Here is a 19,807-nt window from a genome sequence, read left to right on the forward strand (position 1 = left end):
GGAGAGGATATCATGCCTCACGTAATCATTTATCTCAAAAAACTACAAGCCTTCGCAGGCGCCAAGCTTTACTTGAATCTGGTCGGCATGGTCGTGATCAGCTTACTCGAGAGCGTGAGCCTCTACATCCTTATTCCGATGCTCGGGTTCATCGGCTTGCTGAGCGCAGCCTCCTCGTACGGCAGCATGCCGTTCATCGCCGACCTAGAGCGTGCGGTCAAAGCGGTTCCGGACAATTACCAACTGACCGTCATTCTTGCGTTTTACGTCGCGCTGATCATGGGCCAAGCGCTGCTGCAGCGTTTCCAAACGGTGCAGAATATGCGCATCCAACAAGGATTCAGCGGGTACTTGAGATTGGAAATATATCAGGCGATCATGCGGGCAGGCTGGTCGTTCTTCCTCCGCAAGAGGAAGGCTGATTTTAATCATATGATGACTCAGGAGCTGGCCCGGGTGAACCAGGGCGTCTACCTGATCTTGTCGATGACGACGTCGCTCGTGTTCACGGGCATTCAGATTGTCTTCGCGTTCGCGTTGTCCTACCAATTGACGTTGTTCGTCCTCGCGTTCGGTTTGGGCCTGGCCTTGTTCTCCCGGAAATTTCTGCGCGGCGCGAAGAAGTACGGCGCGCGCATTTCCGAGCTGTCGCAATCGTACATGCGCGGGTTGACGGAGCATTTCAACGGCATTAAGGACATTAAGAGCAACCGGCTCGAAGCGCAGCACCTCGACTGGTTCCGATCGCTGAGCGACCGGATGGAGACGAACATGGTGCAGTTCACGAAGCTGCAGGCCACGACCCAGCTGTTCTACAAAATCGCGGCCGCCGTGCTCATCGCCGGCTTCGTCTTCCTGTCGTACCGAGTGTTCCAGGTGCAGGGCGAGTATTTGCTGCTGATTGTCCTCATCTTCATGCGCCTATGGCCGCGTTTCTCCTCGTTGCAGGCCAACTGGGAGCAGCTCGTCTCGACGATCCCTGCTTTCAAGGCGATCAATGAGCTGATGCGCGAGTGCGAAGCGGCGCGGGAGGATGTCGCGGCGGCCGGAGCGGAGCGCATCCGCATTCAGGATGGCATCGAATGCCGCAACCTTGCGTTTCGTTACGAAGGCGGCGACGGCACATACGCGCTATCCGGCATCAATCTCCAAATCCCCGCTAACAGCATGATGGCGATCGTGGGCAAATCCGGCGCCGGCAAGAGTACGCTGATCGACATCCTGATCGGGATGCTGAAGCCGGAACAGGGCGAGCTGTTGATCGACGGCAAGCCGCTCGGACCGGGCAACCTGGCCGCCTTCCGCAGCTCCGTCAGCTACGTGCCGCAGGACCCGTTCCTATTCCACGCGAGCATACGCGAGAACATGCTGCAGGTGAAGCCGGACGCGACGGAAGCGGATTTGTGGGAGGCGCTCGAGTTCTCGGCGTCCGCCGACTTCGTCCGCAAGCTGCCGCAAGGGCTGGATACGCTGATCGGCGACCGGGGCATCCGGTTATCCGGCGGCGAGCGGCAGCGCATCGTGCTGGCGCGCGCGGTGCTGCGCAAGCCGGCCGTCCTCGTGCTGGACGAGGCGACCTCGGCGCTGGACAACGAGAATGAAGCGCATATCAAGGAGTCGCTCGACCGGCTGAAGGGCTCGCTCACCGTCATCGTCATCGCGCACCGGCTATCGACGATTCGCAACGCGGATCAAGTGATCGTGATGGAGAACGGCCGCATCATTCAGCAAGGCGGCTACAATCAGCTTTCGAAAGAAACCAAAGGAACCTTCAGCCAGCTGTTGGCGTACCAATCGGGTTCCGCTCTATAGAGCGCGATCGTTCCCGCAGAAGAGCAAGCCCGTTTCCGAAGGAGGAGTCCATCGGGTAGATGGAGGCTTGCCTTTTGCGCGCCGGACATGAGAGCGTTTTCTTTCTTGTGGGCGTCATGATACAAAATGTATCTTTATGGCGCTACAATAGCATCCATTACTCGTCGGAGGAGCCCATAACCCATGACCATCAACAATCCCGCCGTCCGCAAAGACATGCGTATCCGTCTAACGGACGGCACGAAAGCGATAATTTCGATTTACCGCGTATTCGGCAACGACGTGCAGTCGGGGGAAATTCCGGTGTCCGTGCACAATATGAGCCCGACGGGGATGCTGTTCGCGACGCATCTGCGCTTTCCCGTCAGCGACGATTTCGCGATTCGGATCAAAGTCAAGCTCGGCGACTGGGAATTCGTCCTGATCGGTCATATTCTTTGGCGGCGCAAAGAAGAAAATCAGTATTTGTACGGATGCGCGTATTTGCCGGATCAGAAGGTGAGGCTCGCCATCGTGCGCGCGCTGAACGAGAAGCTGCGAAGCCAGAACCCGCAGCAGTCCCGCATCCATGATCTGTACCAGCGGATGACGGACAAGGATCAATTCGTCCGGATGCGACTGGATGCACGCGGGTGAACGGACCGGAAGGCAGCCGAGCGCGGCCTGTTCCCGGTTGGCGATGACTTTGCCGCCCGGCGGAATCGTACCGCGCATTGCCGTTTTAACCATACGCAATCTTTGTCTCTGGCATATACTTACCTATAAGAGGCATCAGCCAGACTACCAACATGAGGCGAGGAGTGGAAGGCGTGCGTGTGCTGGTCACCGGCGGAGCCGGTTTTATCGGGAGCCAGTTTGTTCGCTATATGCTGGAGAAGTACCCGGATTACGTGATTGTGAACTACGACGCGCTGACGTATGCCGGCAACCTGGATAATGTGGAGCCGGTCGCATCGAATCCGAACCATATCTTCGTTCGGGGCGATATCGTCGACGCGGAAGCGGTCGGGCGCGCGATGGAGGCGCACGCGATCGAGGCGGTCGTCAATTTCGCGGCGGAGTCGCACGTGGACCGGAGCATCGCCGACCCGGGCGCGTTCGTGCGCGCGAACGTGCTCGGCACGCAGACGCTCCTGGAGGCGGCGCGGCGGCGTCGTATTCGCAAATACGTCCAGATTTCGACCGACGAGGTATACGGGACGCTGGGCGCGACCGGTTACTTCACGGAGCTGACGCCGCTTGCGCCGAACAGTCCCTATTCGGCGAGCAAGGCCGGCGGGGACCTGCTGGTCCGCGCGTACTACGAGACGTACGGGATGGACGTTAATATTACCCGCTGTTCGAACAATTACGGTCCGTATCATTTTCCCGAGAAGCTCATTCCGCTCATGATTACGAACGCCTTGGACGATCTGCCGCTTCCCGTCTACGGAGACGGTCTGCAGGTGCGGGACTGGCTGCACGTCCGCGATCACGCGGCGGCGATCGATCTCGTGCTGCATCAAGGCAAGCCGGGCGAGGTGTACAACATCGGCGGTCACAACGAGCGACGTAACCTGGAGATCGTCAAGCTCATTCTAGGCTTGCTCGGCAAATCGGAATCGCTCATTCGCCATGTGCCGGACCGGCTGGGGCATGACCGGCGGTACGCGATCGACCCGGCCAAAATCCAAGCCGAGCTGGGCTGGCAGCCGGCGTATACGTTCGATCGCGGAATCGAGGAGACGGTGCGGTGGTATATCGACAACGAGAACTGGTGGCGGCGGGTACAATCGGGCGCATATAGGACATAGGGTCGAAATGAGGCGGGCAGGGGCCGGATATTTCGTGCGGCCTCTTTTTTTGGCAGGGATTGTAAGCGCATACACTAGGCAAAACGGCTGTCGCCGTCTTTTGCGGCAAGGGTCGTTTAGTTCCCGAGAAATAAAGGATGATTTATAAACGTAAAACTTATGAACCTGTATTTTGACAAAATACGCGATCTTTCGGAGATCCGTATTGACATTTCTCGATATCTGTCATAATCTAAAATTGCTAGATACGTAATGTAACATATTTCGCGACATTGATACATATAGTATTAGGGACAATGGGGTCAAAGGAGAGGATCGAATGTTGAAAGATCGTTTTTGTTGCGTAAGCTGCGGGGAGATGATTCAGCAAGAACAAGCCCATCTCGTATTCCGTACCGGTTTCTTCCGGACGATTCAACCGCTCGGCTGCTGCAAAGGCTGCATGGACCGCGAATCCGTCGCGGCGCAGGCGACCGTTGAACCGCCGGTTGAGGGCAGCCTCGTACATATGCCGCAAGCGAAAGCGGGCGGCGCCTACAACGAATCGATACCGGCGGCAGCTTTTGCCGTGCCTATCCCGATGGTAGCGTCCCTGTAAATCCATAGAGAGAGAACGTAAGACCCGTTCGCGGAGACTCGTCATCCGCGGCGGGTCTTAATTTTTGATCAAGAAACTTCCAAGTCCTTCCTTCTTGACGTATAATAATAAGGTTGAGAAGCGATAACTGTCTACTAGAGGTTGTACAACCCGCACGAATAGAAGGCAGGCGCAGACAGGGGGGGAACCATGGAGAAGCTCGCACCGAACGGTTCGATCGTGCAGCTGAAGAACGTGACCAAACGAATCGGACGCCGCACCATCATCGACGATTTGTCGCTGGATTTGCCCGAAGCGCAAGTATTCGGGTTTCTCGGTCCGAACGGCTCCGGCAAGACGACGACGATCCGGATGATGGTCGGCCTGATGGCGATGACCGAAGGAGACGTCATCATCCGCGGACATAGCGTGCGCGATGAATTCGAGAAGGCCATCCGCCACGTCGGCGCCATCGTCGAAAATCCGGAAATGTATAAATATCTGTCCGGTTATGATAATCTGCTGATGTTCTCCCGCATGATCCCGGGCATCACGCGCCAGCGGATCGACGAGGTCGTCGAGCTGGTTGGCCTGAAGGGACGCATTCACGACAAGGTTCGGACGTACTCCCTCGGCATGCGCCAGCGGCTCGGCGTCGCGCAGGCGATCATGCATAAGCCGACGCTGCTCATTCTGGACGAGCCGACGAACGGACTTGATCCGGCGGGCATCCGGGAGCTTCGCGATTATTTGCGCAAGCTGGCCAAGGAAGAGGGCATCACCGTATTCGTTTCCAGCCATTTGCTGTCCGAGATGGAACTGATGTGCGACCGCGTGGCTATCATTCAGGCGGGCAAGCTGATCGACGTTCGCGACATCGGACAGACTGCCGACGCGGATGGGGCGGGAGGGGCTGCCTTCTTCTTCGACGTGGACAAACCGGAGGATGCTCTAGCGCTGCTTGCGGGCGCGCACGGGGCGCAGGCAGCCGAGGGCGGACTTGCCATCGTAGGCGGCCGGGAGGCGGCTGCCGATGTCAACGCGCTGCTGGTGCGGGGCGGACTTCGCGTCTACGGCATCCGCATGCAGAACAAATCGCTCGAGGATCAGTTCCTGGAGATGACGGGAGGCGAGCGGATTGTTTGATTTTCTGCAGCTGGTAGCGAATGAGAACTTGAAAATTTACCGTCGAATACGGACGTGGATCATGTTCGGCATCTTGGTTATTCTCGTGCTGGCGATTTCGCTCATCGCCAGATACATGCCGGGCGGCGGCGATGGCAGCGGCTGGAGCATGATGATGACCGAGACATTCCTCCTGTTCATCATGGTCACGATTTTCACGGTCGTCGTATCGGCCGAGACGGTGGCAGGCGAATTCACGTCGGGTACGATTAAGCTGCTGCTTATCCGTCCATGGAGCCGGTCGAAAATTTTATTATCCAAATACATCTCCGTCATGCTCTTCGCCTTCGCGCTCGCCGCGACGCTGTTCGTGCTCGGCTTCGGCGTGAACGCGCTCTTGTTCGGCATGGGCGGCGCTAGAGAAGAGATACTCGCGGCTCTGGGGACGAACCGGGATATATCGCCGTTTTCGTATATGCTGGCTTATTACGGTTTCGAATTTATTAGTCTGATCATGATCGTCACGGTCTCGTTCATGATTTCGACCGTTTTCCGCAGCGGGGGACTGGCGATCGGGCTGTCGCTGTTCTTCCTGATGGGCGGCAGCGTGGTGACGATGCTGCTCATGCAGCTCGATTACGCGTGGGTCGATTATTTGCTGCTGATTCATTTGGATTTGACGAACTATCTCATCGAACCGGGCTTTGAGCTGCGGGACGGCGTCACGCTCGGCTTCTCCCTGGGCGTGTTGGCCGCGTACTACGTGCTCATCATCGCGGTTACGTGGCTGGTCTTCAATAAAAGAGACGTGGCAACCTAAGCGCGCGGGCTTGCGCCGCCGGTCGCCGGCCGCAACAGGGCGCCGCGGCGCTGTTTACGGATAACGCGCCATTACAACCTGCCTCTCTGCCAACGCAGAGGGGCAGGTTGTTTTTTATGCTCGCCAGCTGCCGAATTTGTCGTCTTTTGCGACGAAGTCGTTTAAGACGGCCCGAATCGGTTTTAAATGGTAGTAGGGGAATTTTACTCTCGCTTCCGATTGCTCGGCGGCAGCCGGAAAAGATGCCGCCAATCGGTATAGCCGGGTAAGGCGGCGCGAATGATAACCATACTTCCAATAACAGGGGGAGCGCAACGATGATTTGGATCTTGCTGGCGCTGCTTGTGTTTATTTTTCAGATCGGGACCATCCTGATCCTGGAGTTCCGCAGGCCCTCGAAAACAGTTGCGTGGCTGCTGATTTTGTTCATTTTCCCCATTGTCGGCTTCATCATGTATTACTTTCTGGCGCAGGAATACCGGCACCGCAAGACCGTCCGCAAACGTAACGTCGTCGCCGAAGAAATGCGGCTGCAGGCGCTGCGCAGATGCAAGATGGTGCACCGTCCGGCCGAGCTCGGCACCGGCGAATTCAGCCACCAGGAGCGGCTGTTCCGGCTGCTCTCCGGCATGTCGACCTCGCCGATCACCGGCTGCAACCAAACGGAGGTGCTCACGAACGGGGAAGCGACCTACGCGTCCATCCTGGAGGCGATCGAAGGGGCCAACCACCATGTCCACGTCGAGTATTACACGATCCGCAACGATCGAATCGGCAACAAACTGAAGGACGCGCTCATCCGTAAGGCGAAGCAGGGAGTGGAGGTGCGCGTCATCTACGACGGCGTCGGCTCGTATGAGCTGCATGGCAGCTACGTTCGCGAGCTTCGGGAGGCCGGCATCCACACGCAGTGCTTCCTCGCGCCGCGGTTGGCGCTGTTCGACAAGCGGATCAATTACCGGGATCATCGGAAAATCGTCGTCGTCGACGGCCGCATCGGGTTCGTCGGGGGCATCAACATCGGCGACGAATATTTGGGCGGCAATCCGAAGCTCGGGTTCTGGCGCGATACGCATGTAAGGATCGAGGGGGACGCGGTATATTTCTTGCAGGACGTCTTCTTGAAGGATTGGTGGTTCACCGCCAAGGAACGGCTGAGCGACCCGGCTTACTTGCCGGAGCATAACTGCGCGGGGAATGAGCAGGTGCAGATTATTTCGAGCGGCCCGGACTCGCTGGCGGATGCCATTCTCGAATGCGTATTCGCGGCGGTGTCGGTGGCGAAGCGCCGGATTTGGATCACGACGCCTTACTTCATCCCTGACGCGAGCATTCTGATGGCGCTGCGGACGGCGGCGCTGAGCGGGGTCGACGTGCGACTGATCATCCCGTACGTGGCGGATTCGAATCTGGTGCTGCGGGCATCGTTGTCCTATGTCGAGGATTTGCTGGCGGTCGGGGTGCGAATCTACCGGTATCGCAAAGGCTTCGTCCACGCGAAGGTGCTCATCATCGACGACATGCTGGCTTCCGTCGGCACGGCCAATATGGACATGCGCAGCTTCTTCAGCAACTTCGAGTTGAATGCGCTGCTATTTAGTCAGAAGGCGATCAAGCGGCTGGAGGGAGATTTTCTGGACGATCTGAGCGTGTGCGAGGAACTAAGCCTATCCGTATTCGAGCGACGGCCGCGCAAGGCGAAGGCGGGGGAAGTGCTGGCGCGCATGTTATCTCCGCTGCTGTAGCGGCTGCGGGATGGGCGGCTTCCCCGAAAACGTAAATACTTGATACAAAATGTATCTATAATGTGGTAGAATAGAAGCAATAAACTTATCATTGGAGTGCAGCCCATGACGACAAAGGAAGCTCTGCAGCAAATTCAGGCTGATTTGCTTACGATGAGCGTAAGCGTGGAGGAACAGATCGAACGCATCGATCGCATTCTACACGATAGCGGTCCCGATGGGCAGTCGCGTACGCAAGCCGAAGAGCAGCCAAGGCTTGCCGGAGGCGCTTAACCGTTACATAAAAGCGGATTGGTTTACGTTCCCAATCGGAAGATTGGGAATGTAGCATTCCGCGAGGAGGGCTGATTGGTTTGCGTTCCCAATTGGAAGATTGGGCATGCAGCATTCAGCCAAAGCGGATTGGTTTGCGTTCGGTCGTAAGACCGGGCATGCAGCATTCAGCTTACCAAAAAAGAACCACCGTCCGCTCGGATACGTCCGGCAAAGGCGGTGGTTCTTCGCGTTGGGCCAGCTCGCTCGGAGGAGCGGCCGCGGCTGTCTATGCGTGAACGAGCGAGGGCCGGCCAAGCCGCACGAGATCCGCGATCGGATGAGGCTCTCCCCGGATGAGCGAGAGGAGCAGCCCCGCTCCCATCATGCAGTAGACGTCGCCATTGCCGCCGTAGCCCAGCATATAGTAGACGCCTTTGCGCGCGGGATCTTCGCCGATGAACGGCAGATTGTCCTGCGACTCCGCGAACAGCGCGTTCCATGCGTAAGCAACCGGAGGCGTATCCGGACCGAGCAGCGCGCGTACCTGCTCATAGAGACGGCCGGTCTGCTTGTATATCGCCGCCTCGCTGGCGTAAGGCGTGACGGCCGTCTCGTCAAGGCCGCCGGCGACGATGCGGCCGTCCGCGCTCGTGCGCATATACAAGTAAGGCCGCGCGGTTTCCCAGATCAGCCATCGCCCGTGCCAATTGCCGGGCTCTGGCATCGGCTCGGTGACGACGGCGAAGGAGCGGCTCATCTTGGGCTTCACCAGCCGGCCTCGGAGCTGTTCCGGCTCGTAACCGATCGAGTAGACGACGTAATCGGCCTCGACCGTATGGCCGGTTGAAGTTCGCAGCCGATGCGTGCCTTCCGGAAGCGTCTCGTGACCGGTCACGGCCGTATGCTCGAACACGCGCAGTCCGTTGTCCGCGACTGTGTTCATGACGGCTTGCACGAACCGGAACGGATTGATCTCGCCGTCGCCATGCGTGACGATCGCCCCGGGCTTGCGGAACGGGAAGTGGCGCGCGATCTGCTCCGGCTCCCAGAATTCGACGTCGAACCCGTTGGCCGCGAGCGCTTCGTATTCGCGAGCTAACTTCGGCAAATCCTGCTCGGTGCTCGCGTAATATAGGCTGCTGCGGTCACGATATTCCACGTCTCGGCCTGTCTCGGACGCGGTCTTGGCAAGCTCCACGACCGCATCGCGGCAAGCGCGGTAGAAGCGGACGGCCGGTGCTTCTCCGATCTGCGCGATCAGGTCGGTCAGCATAATGTCGTTCGAGAATTGAAGAAGTCCGGTATTGGCCGACGTGCTCCCCGCGGCGATGCGGTTCTGTTCGAGCAACATCGCGTCGAAGCCGTTCCCGGCCAATGCGCGGCCCATTAGCGCGCCGGCCATTCCGCCGCCGATAACGACCGCTCGCGCCTTCGCGTTCTCGGCAAGCGCCGGATATTCGCGCGGCGCCGCCATCGTCGTCGGCCAATAGAATGATCCGTTATGCAAGTCCTTCATTGGCATGCCTCCCACTGGCTAGGTTGCCAATCGTCGCGGTGGCTCATGCATGAAGGCGGCGATCGGGAGCGGGGCGGTCCAGCCGCAGCAAACTCGCGATCGGGTCGGGCTCTTCGCCTCGTATCAGATCGAGCAGCAGCTGCGAGGCGAGCATGCTGTAGACCGTTCCGTTGCCGCCATAACCCAGACAGTAATAGATGCCCGGCAAGGCGGGATCGGGGCCGATGAACGGCAAGCCGTCGCGCGATTCGCCGAATGTGGCGCTCCATTCGTAGGCGGCGCGCGCGTCGATATCCGGGAACAGCGCGCCCAATTCCCGCTCCAGCCGGTCTGTATGCGCGCGCAGTTCCCGACCGCCGGTCACCGGCGTCTCTTCGTCCTCGTCCAAGCCGCCGATGACGACGCGGCCGTCCTGCGTCGTGCGCAAATACAAGTAGGGGCGCCGCGTCTCCCAAATCATCCATTGTTTGTGCCAGCCGGCCAGACTCGGCACCGGCTCGGTGACCATGGCGAAGGAGCGGTTCAACTCCGCTTTGATCAGATGTCCGCGAAGTTCCTCCGGCTCGTAGCCGACGGCATAGATGACATGCTCCGCTTCGATAACCGCGCCCGTCTCGGTCATAAGACGGTGAAACCCGTTGGCAGGGATATGCGAGATGATGCCGGTATGTTCGCAGACGGCGAGTCCATGCCGAACCGCTTGATCGGCCAGACCGTGGACAAAGCGGAACGGGTTGATTTCGGCGTCGCCATGGGTGACGATCGCGCCTGCCTTGCGGAACGGGAAATGCGCCGCGATCCGGTCGGCCTCCCAATATTCCACGTCGAAGCCGTTATGGAACAGCGCTTCGTATTCGCGGCGAAGCTTCGGCACGTCCTGCTCCTCGCTTGCGTAATAGAGACTGCTCGTCCGCCGGAACCCCGCGTCCGTACGCAGTTCCGTCGCGCGCTGTTCCAATTGATCGACCGCCCTGCGGCAAGCGCGGTAAAAGTCGACGGCGCGTCCATCGCCGACCTGCGCCATGAGCTCGACCAGCATGATATCGTTGCTGAACTGCAGCAGTCCCGTATTGGCGGCCGAGCTGCCGACGGCGATCTCGTCGCGTTCAACCAGCAGCGTGTCGATGCCCGCCGAAGCTAGCGCATGGGCGCACAATACGCCCGACATGCCCCCGCCGACGACGGCGACGCGCACGCTCCGGTTCTCCGCGAGCTGCGGGTACCGCGTGTAAGCTGGCAGCGTGTCGGGCCAGTAGAGCTTGCCGCTGTATAACGGTTTGGTGGTCATCGTTCCTCTTCTCCTTCCGTTTCCTCCACCAGATTCCATTCTTATCCCCCAAGGCGTCGCAAACCATCCGGGATTCACGCAGTATACGGCAAAAACGGACGGCCCTTCGGCCGTCCGTTCGCGCGTAAGCTATTCTTGGATCGGGTCAGGCACAAGGCCGTCGCGTTCCAATTCGCTATTGGTTTTCATTCGCTCCATATCGCGGCCGAGCCGTCTCATATCTTCGGCATCCTGCACCATCGATCCGTTCTGAACTTCGTCGACGGGCCTTGAGGCGCGTCCGGCTTGTCCCAGGTCAGCCGGCCCGTTCCCGTCCTTAGGATTGATAGACATGGGAGGGCGTCGCCGTGCCCGTCGCGCTGCCGGAGCTTGCGCTGCTGCTCGCGCCGGCGCTTGGCGAGCTGCCGAGCGTTTGTTTGTTATCCTCTTGGTCGGCTTGCGCATCGTTCTTCATGTTCTGGAAGACGCCAGCCGTCGATTCGGCGGCCGTCGCCACCTTCTCCGCGGCCACTTTGCCGAATTCATTGACGCGTTCGCGGGCGGCCGCCGCTTTGTCCGCCGCCTGGGAAGCCATGAGCGATGCCCGTTCGCGGGCGGATGCCGTCAATTCGGACGATTTAAGTTTTAGCGACTCCCTCATTTCCTTGCCGTTCTTCGGCGTTACGAGAAGAGCCGTCACCGCGCCGATGGCGCCACCGATCAGTAGACCTTTCATTGCGTTTGCCATTGTTCGTCAACTCCTTATAGGGAAGGTTTGGTTTAGAAGCGTCGCTAAGGGAAGCGTCAGCATCGCTTACGACTTCTTGCCCTGTTTATAACCGGGGGGAGGGGCTTTGAAACGATCGCGGCCAACTGTTTCAGCTTGGCGGACGGGCGTTTATATGCAGGGTAGAGCGGCGGGCGGCATGCGGCGCGCCAGCTATTCCAACGAACTCGAAAGGTGGAGATCCACATGATCGGATGGGCCATTTTGTTTTTCGTCATCGCGATCGCGGCAGGCATTACCGGATTTTTCTGGCTCGCTTCCGCGGCGGCGGCCATCGCGAAAGTCTTGTTCTTCGTATTCCTCGTGTTGTTCATCGTATCGCTCGTGTTCGGCCGTAGAGGACGCGTATAACCGACGGATAAGCGCATAGCCGATGTACCGCAGGCAAGACAAGCATGATCAAGGAGGCAGACGAACATGGCGACCAACGTGACCAACGCAACGAAGGTGCATACCGTATCCACGATGCAGGAAGCGAAGGAGCAGATCCATAGCTTCATCGCGCAAGGCTATGCGAAGGACCAGTTGTTCGTGCTGGCGCATGACAAAGACCGCACGGAACGGCTCGCGGAGGCGATGGACACCGAGCGCATCGGCCTGGAAGAGGAGGGCGTCATGACCGCGGTCGCCAACCTGTTCCGCTCGCGCGGCAAGGAACTGCGGGCGAAGATGCAGTCCGTCGGCATACGGGCGTCCGAGGCGGAACGGCTCGAGAAGGAGCTGGACCAAGGTAAAATCGTCGTTATCGCGTGGGGCGGCAAGCCCTACGAGAACGAAGACTACGATCCGCTTATTTCGTACTATCCGCCGTTTCTGCTCTAATCGCAGAGGACGTACCAAGGGCTCGGCGCGAGCAGCAAGAAGACCGTTCACGAAGGCGAACGGTCTTCTTGCCGTATGCGGAGCCGCTCCAAAGAAAGGAGGCGTTGATGCTTGCTGCCTAACACCCGGCTGTTTCGCTTGGCTTACGGCACGATTCTGCTGCTGCTGATTATCTTCCTCGTCGCCAAGGTCAGCTTTCTCTTTCGGCCGATCGCCACGATGTTCAACATCTTGATCGTGCCGTTCATGCTGGCGGGTTTCTTCTACTATTTGCTCCGTCCGATCGTGAACTATTTGACCGCGCGCAAGATGAACCGGTTCGTCGCCGTCTTGTTCATCTATCTGCTGCTCGGCGCGTTTCTCGCCATCTTCTTCATGAGCGTATGGCCGGCGCTCGTCGCCCAGATCGAGCTGTTCGCCGAGGAAGCGCCGCAGCTGATCGACGGCTTCCGGGAGCAGATGCTCCATCTGCAGCACAACAAGATGATTGCCTCGTTCACGGCGCCGGAATCCGATCTGACGGCGCAAATATCGGAATACGTGGGCAGGCTCGTCAACTCGGCCTCCGCGTATTTGAACAACGTCATTCAAGTCGTGACGGGCTTCGTCATTGCCGTTACGACCGCGCCTTTCATCCTCTACTATATGTTGAAGGAAGGCGATACGCTGCCGCACTATCTGCTCGGCGCCGTGCCGCGCCGGTATCGGCCGGACGGGGTCAGGGCGCTGCGGGAGATCGACGCGGCGCTAAGCGGCTTCATTCTGGGGCGAATGATTATTACGTTCCTGCTCGGCGTCATGATGTATATCGGGTTCTTAATTATCGGGCTGCCCTACGCGCTCCTCGTCACGGTCATCGCCACGGTGTTGAACCTCATCCCGTATTTGGGCCCCATCCTCGGCGCGATTCCGTGCGTGCTCGTCGCCTTCACCGCCTCCCCTACGATGGCGTTCTGGTCGCTCGTGGTCACGGTGGCCGCGCAGCAGATCGAAGGCAATTTGCTCTCCCCGCTCATCTACGGCAAGCGGATGGACGTCCATCCGCTGACGACGATTCTGCTGCTGCTCGTGGCGGGCGAGATCGCCGGCATTCTAGGCATCATACTATGCATCCCGTTCTATATGATCATCAAAATCATCATCGTGCACCTCTACGACCTGTTCTTGGCCGAGAAAGTCGAGGAGTTGGTCGAGTAAAAGTCGCTCCATGCCGCTCACACGCGGCGCATCTCCTCCCGGTAAGCGCTCGGCGACATGTCGTAGAAGCGCTTGAACTGCTTGGAGAAGTACAGCGCGTCCTGAATGCCGACGGAGGACGCGATCTGCTCGATCGTCAGCTCCGGCCGTTCGCGCAGCAGCTGCCGGGCTTTGTCGATGCGCAGCTTGAGCAGGAACGTGACCGGCGTCATGCCGGTCCGCTGCTTGAACAGTCGGGATAGATACGCGCGATTATAACCGAGCGTGTCGGCCATCATCTCGATGGATACCGGCTCGGCGTACTGCGTGGAGAGATAACGGATGACCTGCGAGATGAGCGCTTCGCCGTCGCCGCCCTGCCGGTCGGGCGCGCGCCCGCCTTCGCCGTCCGCGGCGCCAAGCTCGGCGAGCAGCAGCTGCAGGTAGCCGGCCGCGCGCAGATGCGCGACGCCGCCGCCCGACCGGAACGTCCGCTCGATGCTGCGAAAGAGCACCGCAATGCGGCGGCTTGCCTCGCGCGCATGCGCCACTGGGCTTGCGCCGGTCAGCCCCGTGACGGCGAGCAGCTCCGCGGCGTGGCGCCCCTCGAACGCGATCCAGCGGTAACGCCACGGGTCGCGTTCGTCCGAGGCGTAGCTGATCAGCTGTTCCGGGCGAATGAGGAATGTATGTCCCGCGCCGAGCGGATACGTTTCGCCCCCGGCGGTGAATGTCCCGCTGCCGGAGAGGACATGATGCATGAGGAAGTAGTCGTACACTTTCGGCCCGATCCTGTGAGCGGGCTTTGTTTGGCTTTCGCCGGAAAATAGCACATAGAGGTCGCCGTGCGAATTCGGCACCGGGTTGGAGACCACCGTATACGAAAAAGGACGTTCCACGCGCGCACGCTCCTTTTCACCAATTCTACATATGAATCGATTGTACCATAAAAACGGCCGAAAACCGGACAAGCCTGCGACAGTAAGTCACATATCTCCATATAACGTGCACATTGAGCCATTTCGTTCGCGCGCGCATTTCGGTATACTAAGCCTATCAAAAGCTTTTAAATTTGCAGATAAAGGAAAGTGGTCGTTAATGGCGAACATCCAGGAGCTTACAGCACGGTTTATCGAAATTTACGGCGGCAGCGCGGCTGACGTCAAAGTATTCCATGCCCCGGGCCGCGTCAATCTGATCGGCGAGCACGTCGATTACAACGGCGGCTACGTCTTCCCGGCGGCGCTGACGTTCGGCACGACGCTGGTCATCCGGGAACGCGACGATGCGCAGCTCGGCTTTGCGTCGACGAACTTCGACCTGCACAAAGTTCTTCCGCTCTCGCCCGTCGTGTACGACGAGGCGGACGACTGGATGAACTATCCGAAGGGCATCATCAGCACGCTTCAGGATCAAGGCAAGACGTTCGCGCGCGGCTTCGACATGCTGTTCCACGGCGAAATCCCGAACGGCGCGGGCTTGTCCTCCTCGGCTTCGATCGAAGTCGTCACGGCGTACGCGGTGCTGAACCTCGCCGGCTACGAGACGGACACGGTCAAGATCGCGCTGCTGGCGCAGAAGTCCGAGAACGAATTCAACGGCGTGCAGTGCGGCATCATGGACCAGTTCGCGGTGGCGAACGGCCGCAAGGATCACGCGATCCTGCTCATGTGCGACACGCTCGAGTACGACCTCGTGCCATTCAACTCCGGCAGCTACAAGCTAGTCATCGGCAATACGAACAAGCGCCGCGGCCTGGTCGATTCGGCGTACAACGAGCGCCGCGCGCAATGCGAGCAGGCGGTGGAGGATCTGAAGGTTGCGTTCCCGGGCATTACGCTGCTCGGCCAAGTGTCGCTCGCGGATTTCAACGCCAATGCCCATCTGATTAAAGACGAGACGGTTCGCAAGAGAGCGCGCCACGTCATCGAAGAGATCGACCGCGTCGTTCGTTCGATGGAAGTGCTGAAGGCGAACGATCTGGCGGCGTTCGGCCAGCTGATGAACGCGTCCCACGACTCGCTCCGCGACTTGTACGAAGTGACGGGCTTCGAGCTCGACGCGATGGTCGAAGCGGCGCGCCAAGTGCCGGGCGTCCTGGGATCGCGCATGACGGGCGCGGGCTTCGGCGGCTGCACCGTATCGCTCGTGCACGAGGATGCGGTCGAACGGTTCGAAGAAGAAGTCGGCAAGAAGTATAAAGAAGCGACGGGGCTGACCGCGGACTTCTACGTCTGCTCGATCGGTAACGGCGTGGAACGTCTCGTTTAGTCTTCTTGAAGCGAGCGCTCGAGAAGTCGACGAACGACCATTTAAAGTGAGGTTCAAAAAGTCGACGATTCAGCGCCGAGAAGGTGGCGAGAAGGCGAAGAAGGAGGAGCGGAGTTTAGGCCAACCTAAATGAGCACCGGACTTCAAGCCTGAACGCCAGATTCGATGCCGAGATACATCTTGATTCGCTTCGTGATCAATTGGCGACTTTTTGAACGACCTTATAAAATACAAATAAAGCGATAGAGGGAGAGAGATCGTATGGCAGTATTGGTAACCGGAGGCGCAGGATATATCGGCTCGCACGCGGTGGCGGCGCTGCAAGAGCGCGGGGAAGAAATCGTCATCGTCGACAACTTGCAGCAAGGACACAAGGACGCGGTGCTGGGCGGCAAACTGTACGTGGGCGACTTGCGCGACAGCGAGTTTCTGGACACGGTGTTCCGCGAGAACCACATCGACGCGGTCATTCATTTCGCGGCCAACTCGCTCGTCGGCGAGAGCATGAAGGATCCCGGCAAATACTATCACAACAACGTCTACGGCACGCTTTGCCTGCTGGAGTCGATGAACAAGCACGGCGTGAAGTACATCGTGTTCTCGTCGACCGCGGCGACGTACGGCGAGCCGGAGAGCGTGCCGATCCGCGAGACGGACCGCACCTTACCGACGAACACGTATGGCGAGACGAAGCTGGCGATGGAGAAAATGATGAAGTGGTTCGATACCGCGTACGGCATCAAATACGTGTCGCTGCGTTACTTCAACGCCGCCGGCGCGCACGCGAGCGGCCGCATCGGCGAAGACCATAGCCCGGAGACGCACCTCATTCCGCTCGTCCTGCAGACGGCGCTCGGCCAGCGTCCGCGCATCTCGGTGTTCGGCGACGATTACCCGACGGAAGACGGCACGTGCATCCGCGACTACATCCATGTCAGCGATCTGGCGGACGCGCACGTCCTAGCGGTCGACCGGCTGCGCAAGGGCGGCGAGAGCGCGGTATATAACCTGGGCAACGGCACGGGCTTCTCGGTCAAGCAGGTCATCGACATCGCGCGCGCCGTCACGGGCCGCGACATCCCGGCCGTCATCGAAGCGCGCCGCGCGGGCGACCCGGCTACGCTGGTCGCCTCCAGCGCGCGCGCGCGCGCGGAGCTTGGCTGGAATCCGACGCGCAACAAGCTCGAGGACATCATCGGCAGCGCATGGGCATGGCATCAAGCGAATCCGAGCGGATATAACGATAAATAATCGCGCGAGGCGCAAACTCCCCGCGCGGCCCGGCCGACACGCCTGCCGGCCCGCCGCGCGCTGCAGTCTGAAAGGGGCATATACAGTTGACGGAACAACATCAGACGATACCGGCCGGCGAGGCGCTTCTGCTGATCGAACGGCTCGTCCAATTCGCGGAGCAGCGGGGCATGATCGCGCCGCTGGACCGTTTCGCGGCGCGCAACGCGCTGCTGGACCTGTTCCGGTTCACCGAGCCGCACGCCGGCGAGGTGCCGGCCGAAGAGCTGTCTAGCCCGGTCCAGCTACTCGAGCCGCTGCTCGACTACGGCGCGTCAATCGGCCTAATCCAAGGCAACACGACGACGTTCCGGGATTTGCTCGACGCCAAGATCATGGGGCTGCTCATGCCGCGTCCGTCCGAGACGGCGTCGCGCTTCGCGAGCCTCGCCCGGGAGGGCGGCGTATCGGCGGCGACGGACGATTTCTACCGGCTGAACATCGATTCGAACTACATCCGGATGGACCGGATCAACAAGAATCAATACTGGCTGCAACCGACCGAGTACGGCAGCCTGGAGATTACGGTCAACCTCTCCAAGCCGGAGAAGGACCCGAAGGAGATCGCGCTGCTGAAGACGATGGCGCCGAGCAGCTATCCGAAGTGTCTGCTGTGCGCCGAGAACGTCGGCTACGCGGGGCGGGCGGACCATCCGGCGCGGCAGAACCTGCGCGTCATTCCGCTTGAGCTCAAGGGCGAGCCGTGGTTCTTCCAATATTCGCCGTACGTCTATTACAACGAGCACAGCATCGTCTTCCGCGCGGAGCATACGCCGATGCGGATTTCGCCGGACACGTTCGCGCGGCTGCTCGATTTCGTCGAGCTGTACCCGCATTACTTCATCGGCTCGAACGCGGATTTGCCGATCGTCGGCGGCTCGATTCTGAATCATGACCACTTCCAGGCGGGGCGCCACGTGTTCCCGATGGAGACCGCGTCGGTCGACGCCGTCTTCGCGGACGCGCAGACGCCGGGGGTCCGGTTCGGCACGGTGGCATGGCCGATGTCGGTCGTTCGGCTGAACGGCGCGAGCAAGACGGAGGTGCTGGCGGCGGCCGAGCGCGTGCTGACGGCTTGGCGCGCGTACAGCGATCCCGAGGCGGAGATCATCGCGTTCACCGACGGCCCGGACGGCGCAGTGCCCCATAACACGATCACGCCGATCGCGCGGTTGCGGGACAACGGCGAGTACGAGCTGGATCTAGTGCTGCGCAACAATCGCGCCAGCGCGGAGCATCCGGGCGGCATTTTCCACCCGCATCAGCCGCTGCATCATATCAAGCAGGAGAATATCGGCCTGATCGAGGTCATGGGTCTTGCGGTGCTTCCGGGCCGGTTGAAGACGGAGCTGGAGGAGATCGCGCTGCTGCTGACCGGCGCCAAGGCGTACGATTCGTCCGCGATCGCGGGCGGTCCGCTGGCCAAGCATGCGGCATGGATCGAGACGATGCTGCGCGAGCATGGCTCGGCGCTGGCGCCGGAAGCGGCCGCGGACGTGCTGCAAGACGAGGTGGGACGCAAGTTCCTCGACGTGCTCAAGGATGCGGGCGTCTACAAGCGGACCGCGGAAGGCCAACGGGCATTCGCGCGCTTCCTGCAATCGATGGGGATGACGGCGCGATAGTTGAGGGGGAAGACAGTTTGGAGATGAATCGGAGCAACGGTTCATTCCAGACTGTCTTTTTTTGAACCGATTTTCAGTGAGAACAAATGATCGGAAAAAAGCAATCGTTATTTTTAAAAAATAATGGAATTTATTATAAATAAAAAAAAGGAAATGAATCCTGCGCATCGAATATCGAAACGACAAGTTCTTTTACGAGGAGGTAGTTTTTGTGTCAATCTCGATCGTGGCTCTCGATGATTTTCTCAAGCTGACGGCAGACGAGCAGGTAGAGAAGCTGAAGCAGTACAAAATCGACTACACGCTGAAGGACATTCGCGAGGTATGGGGCTTTAAGCATTCCGCCCAGTACTATATGCTGCTGAAGAAGCTCCGTATTTACGAGCGCGTAGTCAATAAGTCCGACAAATTTTACCCGGAACAGCTTCTCCCTTCGCGCAACGGCTTCAATGCCGGCTACACGTATACCTCGACTTCCCGGAAGACGCCGGCCGATCAGTTTGCCTATGAGCTCAACGTGACCATGAGCGGACCGGAATTGGCGGACAAATTGGAGCGATTGGCGCATTTTCTGAAGGGCGAGCAGAAGGAAGTCACGATCAAGCTCTCGATTGCGGCCGACCATGCCTCTGACGATTTGACGGATGACGCGGAATTGGACGATCTTTGAATTTTTTTTGCCTTCGCGCTTTACCGAGACAACGCATCTAAGCTTTAAGTCTTAAACAAGTAGACGCAACACAGCATTGCGGTCATAAAACGGCAGCCGGACTAACCGGAGTTCCGCTCTCTATTCTCCTTCGACGATCTCTGGCTGGTTCGGGCCTCCGCTTTGCGACCTGAGACCGCTCGTTCGAACTGCCAACCCTCTTTTGCTTATCCGCAGCGCAATTCCTCAATTAGCCCGCATCATGTTCGAAGCTTTA

The 19,807-nt window shown here is 59.3% G+C and carries 20 protein-coding genes; 15 read left to right on the forward strand and 5 right to left on the reverse strand.

Going from position 1 to position 19,807, the window contains the following annotated elements; genetic code table 11:
- Positions 1 to 12 precede the first annotated feature (12 nt).
- The 8 genes from BCM02_RS29060 to BCM02_RS35500 all read left to right on the forward strand — a co-directional run bounded on the left by BCM02_RS29060 (position 13) and on the right by BCM02_RS35500 (position 8,145).
- A complete protein-coding gene (locus BCM02_RS29060; RefSeq protein WP_148932642.1) occupies positions 13 to 1,812 on the forward strand; it encodes an ABC transporter ATP-binding protein in 1,800 nt (599 codons plus the stop codon).
- Positions 1,813 to 1,995: 183 nt separating this feature from the next.
- On the forward strand, positions 1,996 to 2,448 hold the full coding sequence (locus BCM02_RS29065) for a PilZ domain-containing protein (RefSeq protein WP_148932643.1): 453 nt from the start codon (positions 1,996 to 1,998) through the stop codon (positions 2,446 to 2,448).
- 173 nt (positions 2,449 to 2,621) lie between these two features.
- Positions 2,622 to 3,605, forward strand: a complete 984-nt coding sequence (gene rfbB, locus BCM02_RS29070; RefSeq protein WP_148932644.1) for a dTDP-glucose 4,6-dehydratase — start codon at positions 2,622 to 2,624, stop codon at positions 3,603 to 3,605.
- A gap of 319 nt (positions 3,606 to 3,924) precedes the next feature.
- On the forward strand, positions 3,925 to 4,203 hold the full coding sequence (locus BCM02_RS29075) for a hypothetical protein (RefSeq protein WP_148932645.1): 279 nt from the start codon (positions 3,925 to 3,927) through the stop codon (positions 4,201 to 4,203).
- Positions 4,204 to 4,392: 189 nt separating this feature from the next.
- Positions 4,393 to 5,328 (forward strand): ABC transporter ATP-binding protein, encoded by a 936-nt coding sequence (locus BCM02_RS29080; RefSeq protein ID WP_148932646.1) that lies wholly within the window; start codon positions 4,393 to 4,395, stop codon positions 5,326 to 5,328.
- Positions 5,321 to 6,127, forward strand: coding sequence for an ABC transporter permease (locus tag BCM02_RS29085; protein WP_148932647.1), 807 nt, complete (start codon positions 5,321 to 5,323; stop codon positions 6,125 to 6,127). The genes BCM02_RS29080 and BCM02_RS29085 overlap by 8 nt, the downstream gene beginning before the upstream one ends.
- A gap of 317 nt (positions 6,128 to 6,444) precedes the next feature.
- Entirely contained in the window at positions 6,445 to 7,872 is a 1,428-nt protein-coding gene (gene cls, locus BCM02_RS29090) for a cardiolipin synthase (protein ID WP_148932648.1), read from the forward strand.
- A 105-nt stretch (positions 7,873 to 7,977) separates the two neighbouring features.
- Positions 7,978 to 8,145 (forward strand): hypothetical protein, encoded by a 168-nt coding sequence (locus BCM02_RS35500; protein WP_187434464.1) that lies wholly within the window; start codon positions 7,978 to 7,980, stop codon positions 8,143 to 8,145.
- A 268-nt stretch (positions 8,146 to 8,413) separates the two neighbouring features.
- On the opposite strand, the gene BCM02_RS29095 is transcribed toward BCM02_RS35500, so the two are convergent.
- From BCM02_RS29095 to BCM02_RS29110, 4 genes are all read right to left on the reverse strand, one after another.
- On the reverse strand, positions 8,414 to 9,643 hold the full coding sequence (locus tag BCM02_RS29095; protein WP_148932649.1) for an NAD(P)/FAD-dependent oxidoreductase: 1,230 nt from the start codon (positions 9,641 to 9,643) through the stop codon (positions 8,414 to 8,416).
- A gap of 43 nt (positions 9,644 to 9,686) precedes the next feature.
- Positions 9,687 to 10,931, reverse strand: coding sequence for an NAD(P)/FAD-dependent oxidoreductase (locus BCM02_RS29100; RefSeq protein ID WP_148932650.1), 1,245 nt, complete (start codon positions 10,929 to 10,931; stop codon positions 9,687 to 9,689).
- A gap of 129 nt (positions 10,932 to 11,060) precedes the next feature.
- Entirely contained in the window at positions 11,061 to 11,264 is a 204-nt protein-coding gene (locus tag BCM02_RS29105) for a hypothetical protein (protein ID WP_148932651.1), read from the reverse strand.
- Complete coding sequence (locus BCM02_RS29110) at positions 11,248 to 11,658, reverse strand: YtxH domain-containing protein (RefSeq protein ID WP_148932652.1); 411 nt, start codon at positions 11,656 to 11,658, stop codon at positions 11,248 to 11,250. The genes BCM02_RS29105 and BCM02_RS29110 overlap by 17 nt, the downstream gene beginning before the upstream one ends.
- Positions 11,659 to 11,883: 225 nt before the next feature.
- Between BCM02_RS29110 and BCM02_RS29115 the strand changes: the two genes are divergently transcribed.
- The 3 genes from BCM02_RS29115 to BCM02_RS29125 all read left to right on the forward strand — a co-directional run bounded on the left by BCM02_RS29115 (position 11,884) and on the right by BCM02_RS29125 (position 13,716).
- Positions 11,884 to 12,048 carry a DUF1328 family protein gene (locus BCM02_RS29115; RefSeq protein ID WP_148932653.1) on the forward strand — a complete coding sequence of 55 codons (165 nt, stop codon included), beginning with the start codon at positions 11,884 to 11,886 and terminating at the stop codon, positions 12,046 to 12,048.
- Positions 12,049 to 12,114: 66 nt separating this feature from the next.
- Positions 12,115 to 12,519, forward strand: a complete 405-nt coding sequence (locus BCM02_RS29120; protein ID WP_148932654.1) for a YflT domain-containing protein — start codon at positions 12,115 to 12,117, stop codon at positions 12,517 to 12,519.
- Positions 12,520 to 12,630: 111 nt separating this feature from the next.
- On the forward strand, positions 12,631 to 13,716 hold the full coding sequence (locus BCM02_RS29125) for an AI-2E family transporter (protein ID WP_148932655.1): 1,086 nt from the start codon (positions 12,631 to 12,633) through the stop codon (positions 13,714 to 13,716).
- 17 nt (positions 13,717 to 13,733) lie between these two features.
- Here BCM02_RS29125 and BCM02_RS29130 read toward each other — a convergent pair whose 3' ends face one another.
- Complete coding sequence (locus BCM02_RS29130; RefSeq protein WP_148932656.1) at positions 13,734 to 14,594, reverse strand: AraC family transcriptional regulator; 861 nt, start codon at positions 14,592 to 14,594, stop codon at positions 13,734 to 13,736.
- A 199-nt stretch (positions 14,595 to 14,793) separates the two neighbouring features.
- On the opposite strand from BCM02_RS29130, the gene BCM02_RS29135 reads away from it, so the two are divergent.
- The 4 genes from BCM02_RS29135 to BCM02_RS29150 all read left to right on the forward strand — a co-directional run bounded on the left by BCM02_RS29135 (position 14,794) and on the right by BCM02_RS29150 (position 19,551).
- Positions 14,794 to 15,966 carry a galactokinase gene (locus BCM02_RS29135; protein ID WP_148932657.1) on the forward strand — a complete coding sequence of 391 codons (1,173 nt, stop codon included), beginning with the start codon at positions 14,794 to 14,796 and terminating at the stop codon, positions 15,964 to 15,966.
- A gap of 261 nt (positions 15,967 to 16,227) precedes the next feature.
- Positions 16,228 to 17,217, forward strand: a complete 990-nt coding sequence (galE, locus tag BCM02_RS29140; RefSeq protein ID WP_148932658.1) for a UDP-glucose 4-epimerase GalE — start codon at positions 16,228 to 16,230, stop codon at positions 17,215 to 17,217.
- Between the two features lie 86 nt (positions 17,218 to 17,303).
- Positions 17,304 to 18,881 carry a UDP-glucose--hexose-1-phosphate uridylyltransferase gene (locus BCM02_RS29145; RefSeq protein WP_148932659.1) on the forward strand — a complete coding sequence of 526 codons (1,578 nt, stop codon included), beginning with the start codon at positions 17,304 to 17,306 and terminating at the stop codon, positions 18,879 to 18,881.
- A 211-nt stretch (positions 18,882 to 19,092) separates the two neighbouring features.
- Positions 19,093 to 19,551, forward strand: coding sequence for a hypothetical protein (locus BCM02_RS29150; RefSeq protein WP_148932660.1), 459 nt, complete (start codon positions 19,093 to 19,095; stop codon positions 19,549 to 19,551).
- Positions 19,552 to 19,807 lie beyond the last annotated feature (256 nt).

Origin of the sequence: Paenibacillus methanolicus, from assembly GCF_008124765.1 — a bacterium.
GTDB lineage: Bacteria > Bacillota > Bacilli > Paenibacillales > Paenibacillaceae > Paenibacillus_Z > Paenibacillus_Z methanolicus.

Excerpts from the sequence above, each read along its gene's own strand:
- BCM02_RS29105 (WP_148932651.1), bottom strand. The coding sequence starts at position 11,264 with ATGTCTATCAATCCTAAGGACGGGAACGGGCCGGCTGACCTGGGACAA.
- BCM02_RS29110 (WP_148932652.1), bottom strand. The coding sequence starts at position 11,658 with ATGGCAAACGCAATGAAAGGTCTACTGATCGGTGGCGCCATCGGCGCG.
- BCM02_RS29120 (WP_148932654.1), top strand. The coding sequence starts at position 12,115 with ATGGCGACCAACGTGACCAACGCAACGAAGGTGCATACCGTATCCACG.
- BCM02_RS29100 (WP_148932650.1), bottom strand. The coding sequence starts at position 10,931 with ATGACCACCAAACCGTTATACAGCGGCAAGCTCTACTGGCCCGACACG.
- BCM02_RS35500 (WP_187434464.1), top strand. The coding sequence starts at position 7,978 with ATGACGACAAAGGAAGCTCTGCAGCAAATTCAGGCTGATTTGCTTACG.
- galE (WP_148932658.1), top strand. The coding sequence starts at position 16,228 with ATGGCAGTATTGGTAACCGGAGGCGCAGGATATATCGGCTCGCACGCG.
- BCM02_RS29135 (WP_148932657.1), top strand. The coding sequence starts at position 14,794 with ATGGCGAACATCCAGGAGCTTACAGCACGGTTTATCGAAATTTACGGC.
- BCM02_RS29115 (WP_148932653.1), top strand. The coding sequence starts at position 11,884 with ATGATCGGATGGGCCATTTTGTTTTTCGTCATCGCGATCGCGGCAGGC.
- BCM02_RS29065 (WP_148932643.1), top strand. The coding sequence starts at position 1,996 with ATGACCATCAACAATCCCGCCGTCCGCAAAGACATGCGTATCCGTCTA.
- BCM02_RS29075 (WP_148932645.1), top strand. The coding sequence starts at position 3,925 with ATGTTGAAAGATCGTTTTTGTTGCGTAAGCTGCGGGGAGATGATTCAG.
- BCM02_RS29095 (WP_148932649.1), bottom strand. The coding sequence starts at position 9,643 with ATGAAGGACTTGCATAACGGATCATTCTATTGGCCGACGACGATGGCG.
- BCM02_RS29080 (WP_148932646.1), top strand. The coding sequence starts at position 4,393 with ATGGAGAAGCTCGCACCGAACGGTTCGATCGTGCAGCTGAAGAACGTG.
- BCM02_RS29060 (WP_148932642.1), top strand. The coding sequence starts at position 13 with ATGCCTCACGTAATCATTTATCTCAAAAAACTACAAGCCTTCGCAGGC.
- cls (WP_148932648.1), top strand. The coding sequence starts at position 6,445 with ATGATTTGGATCTTGCTGGCGCTGCTTGTGTTTATTTTTCAGATCGGG.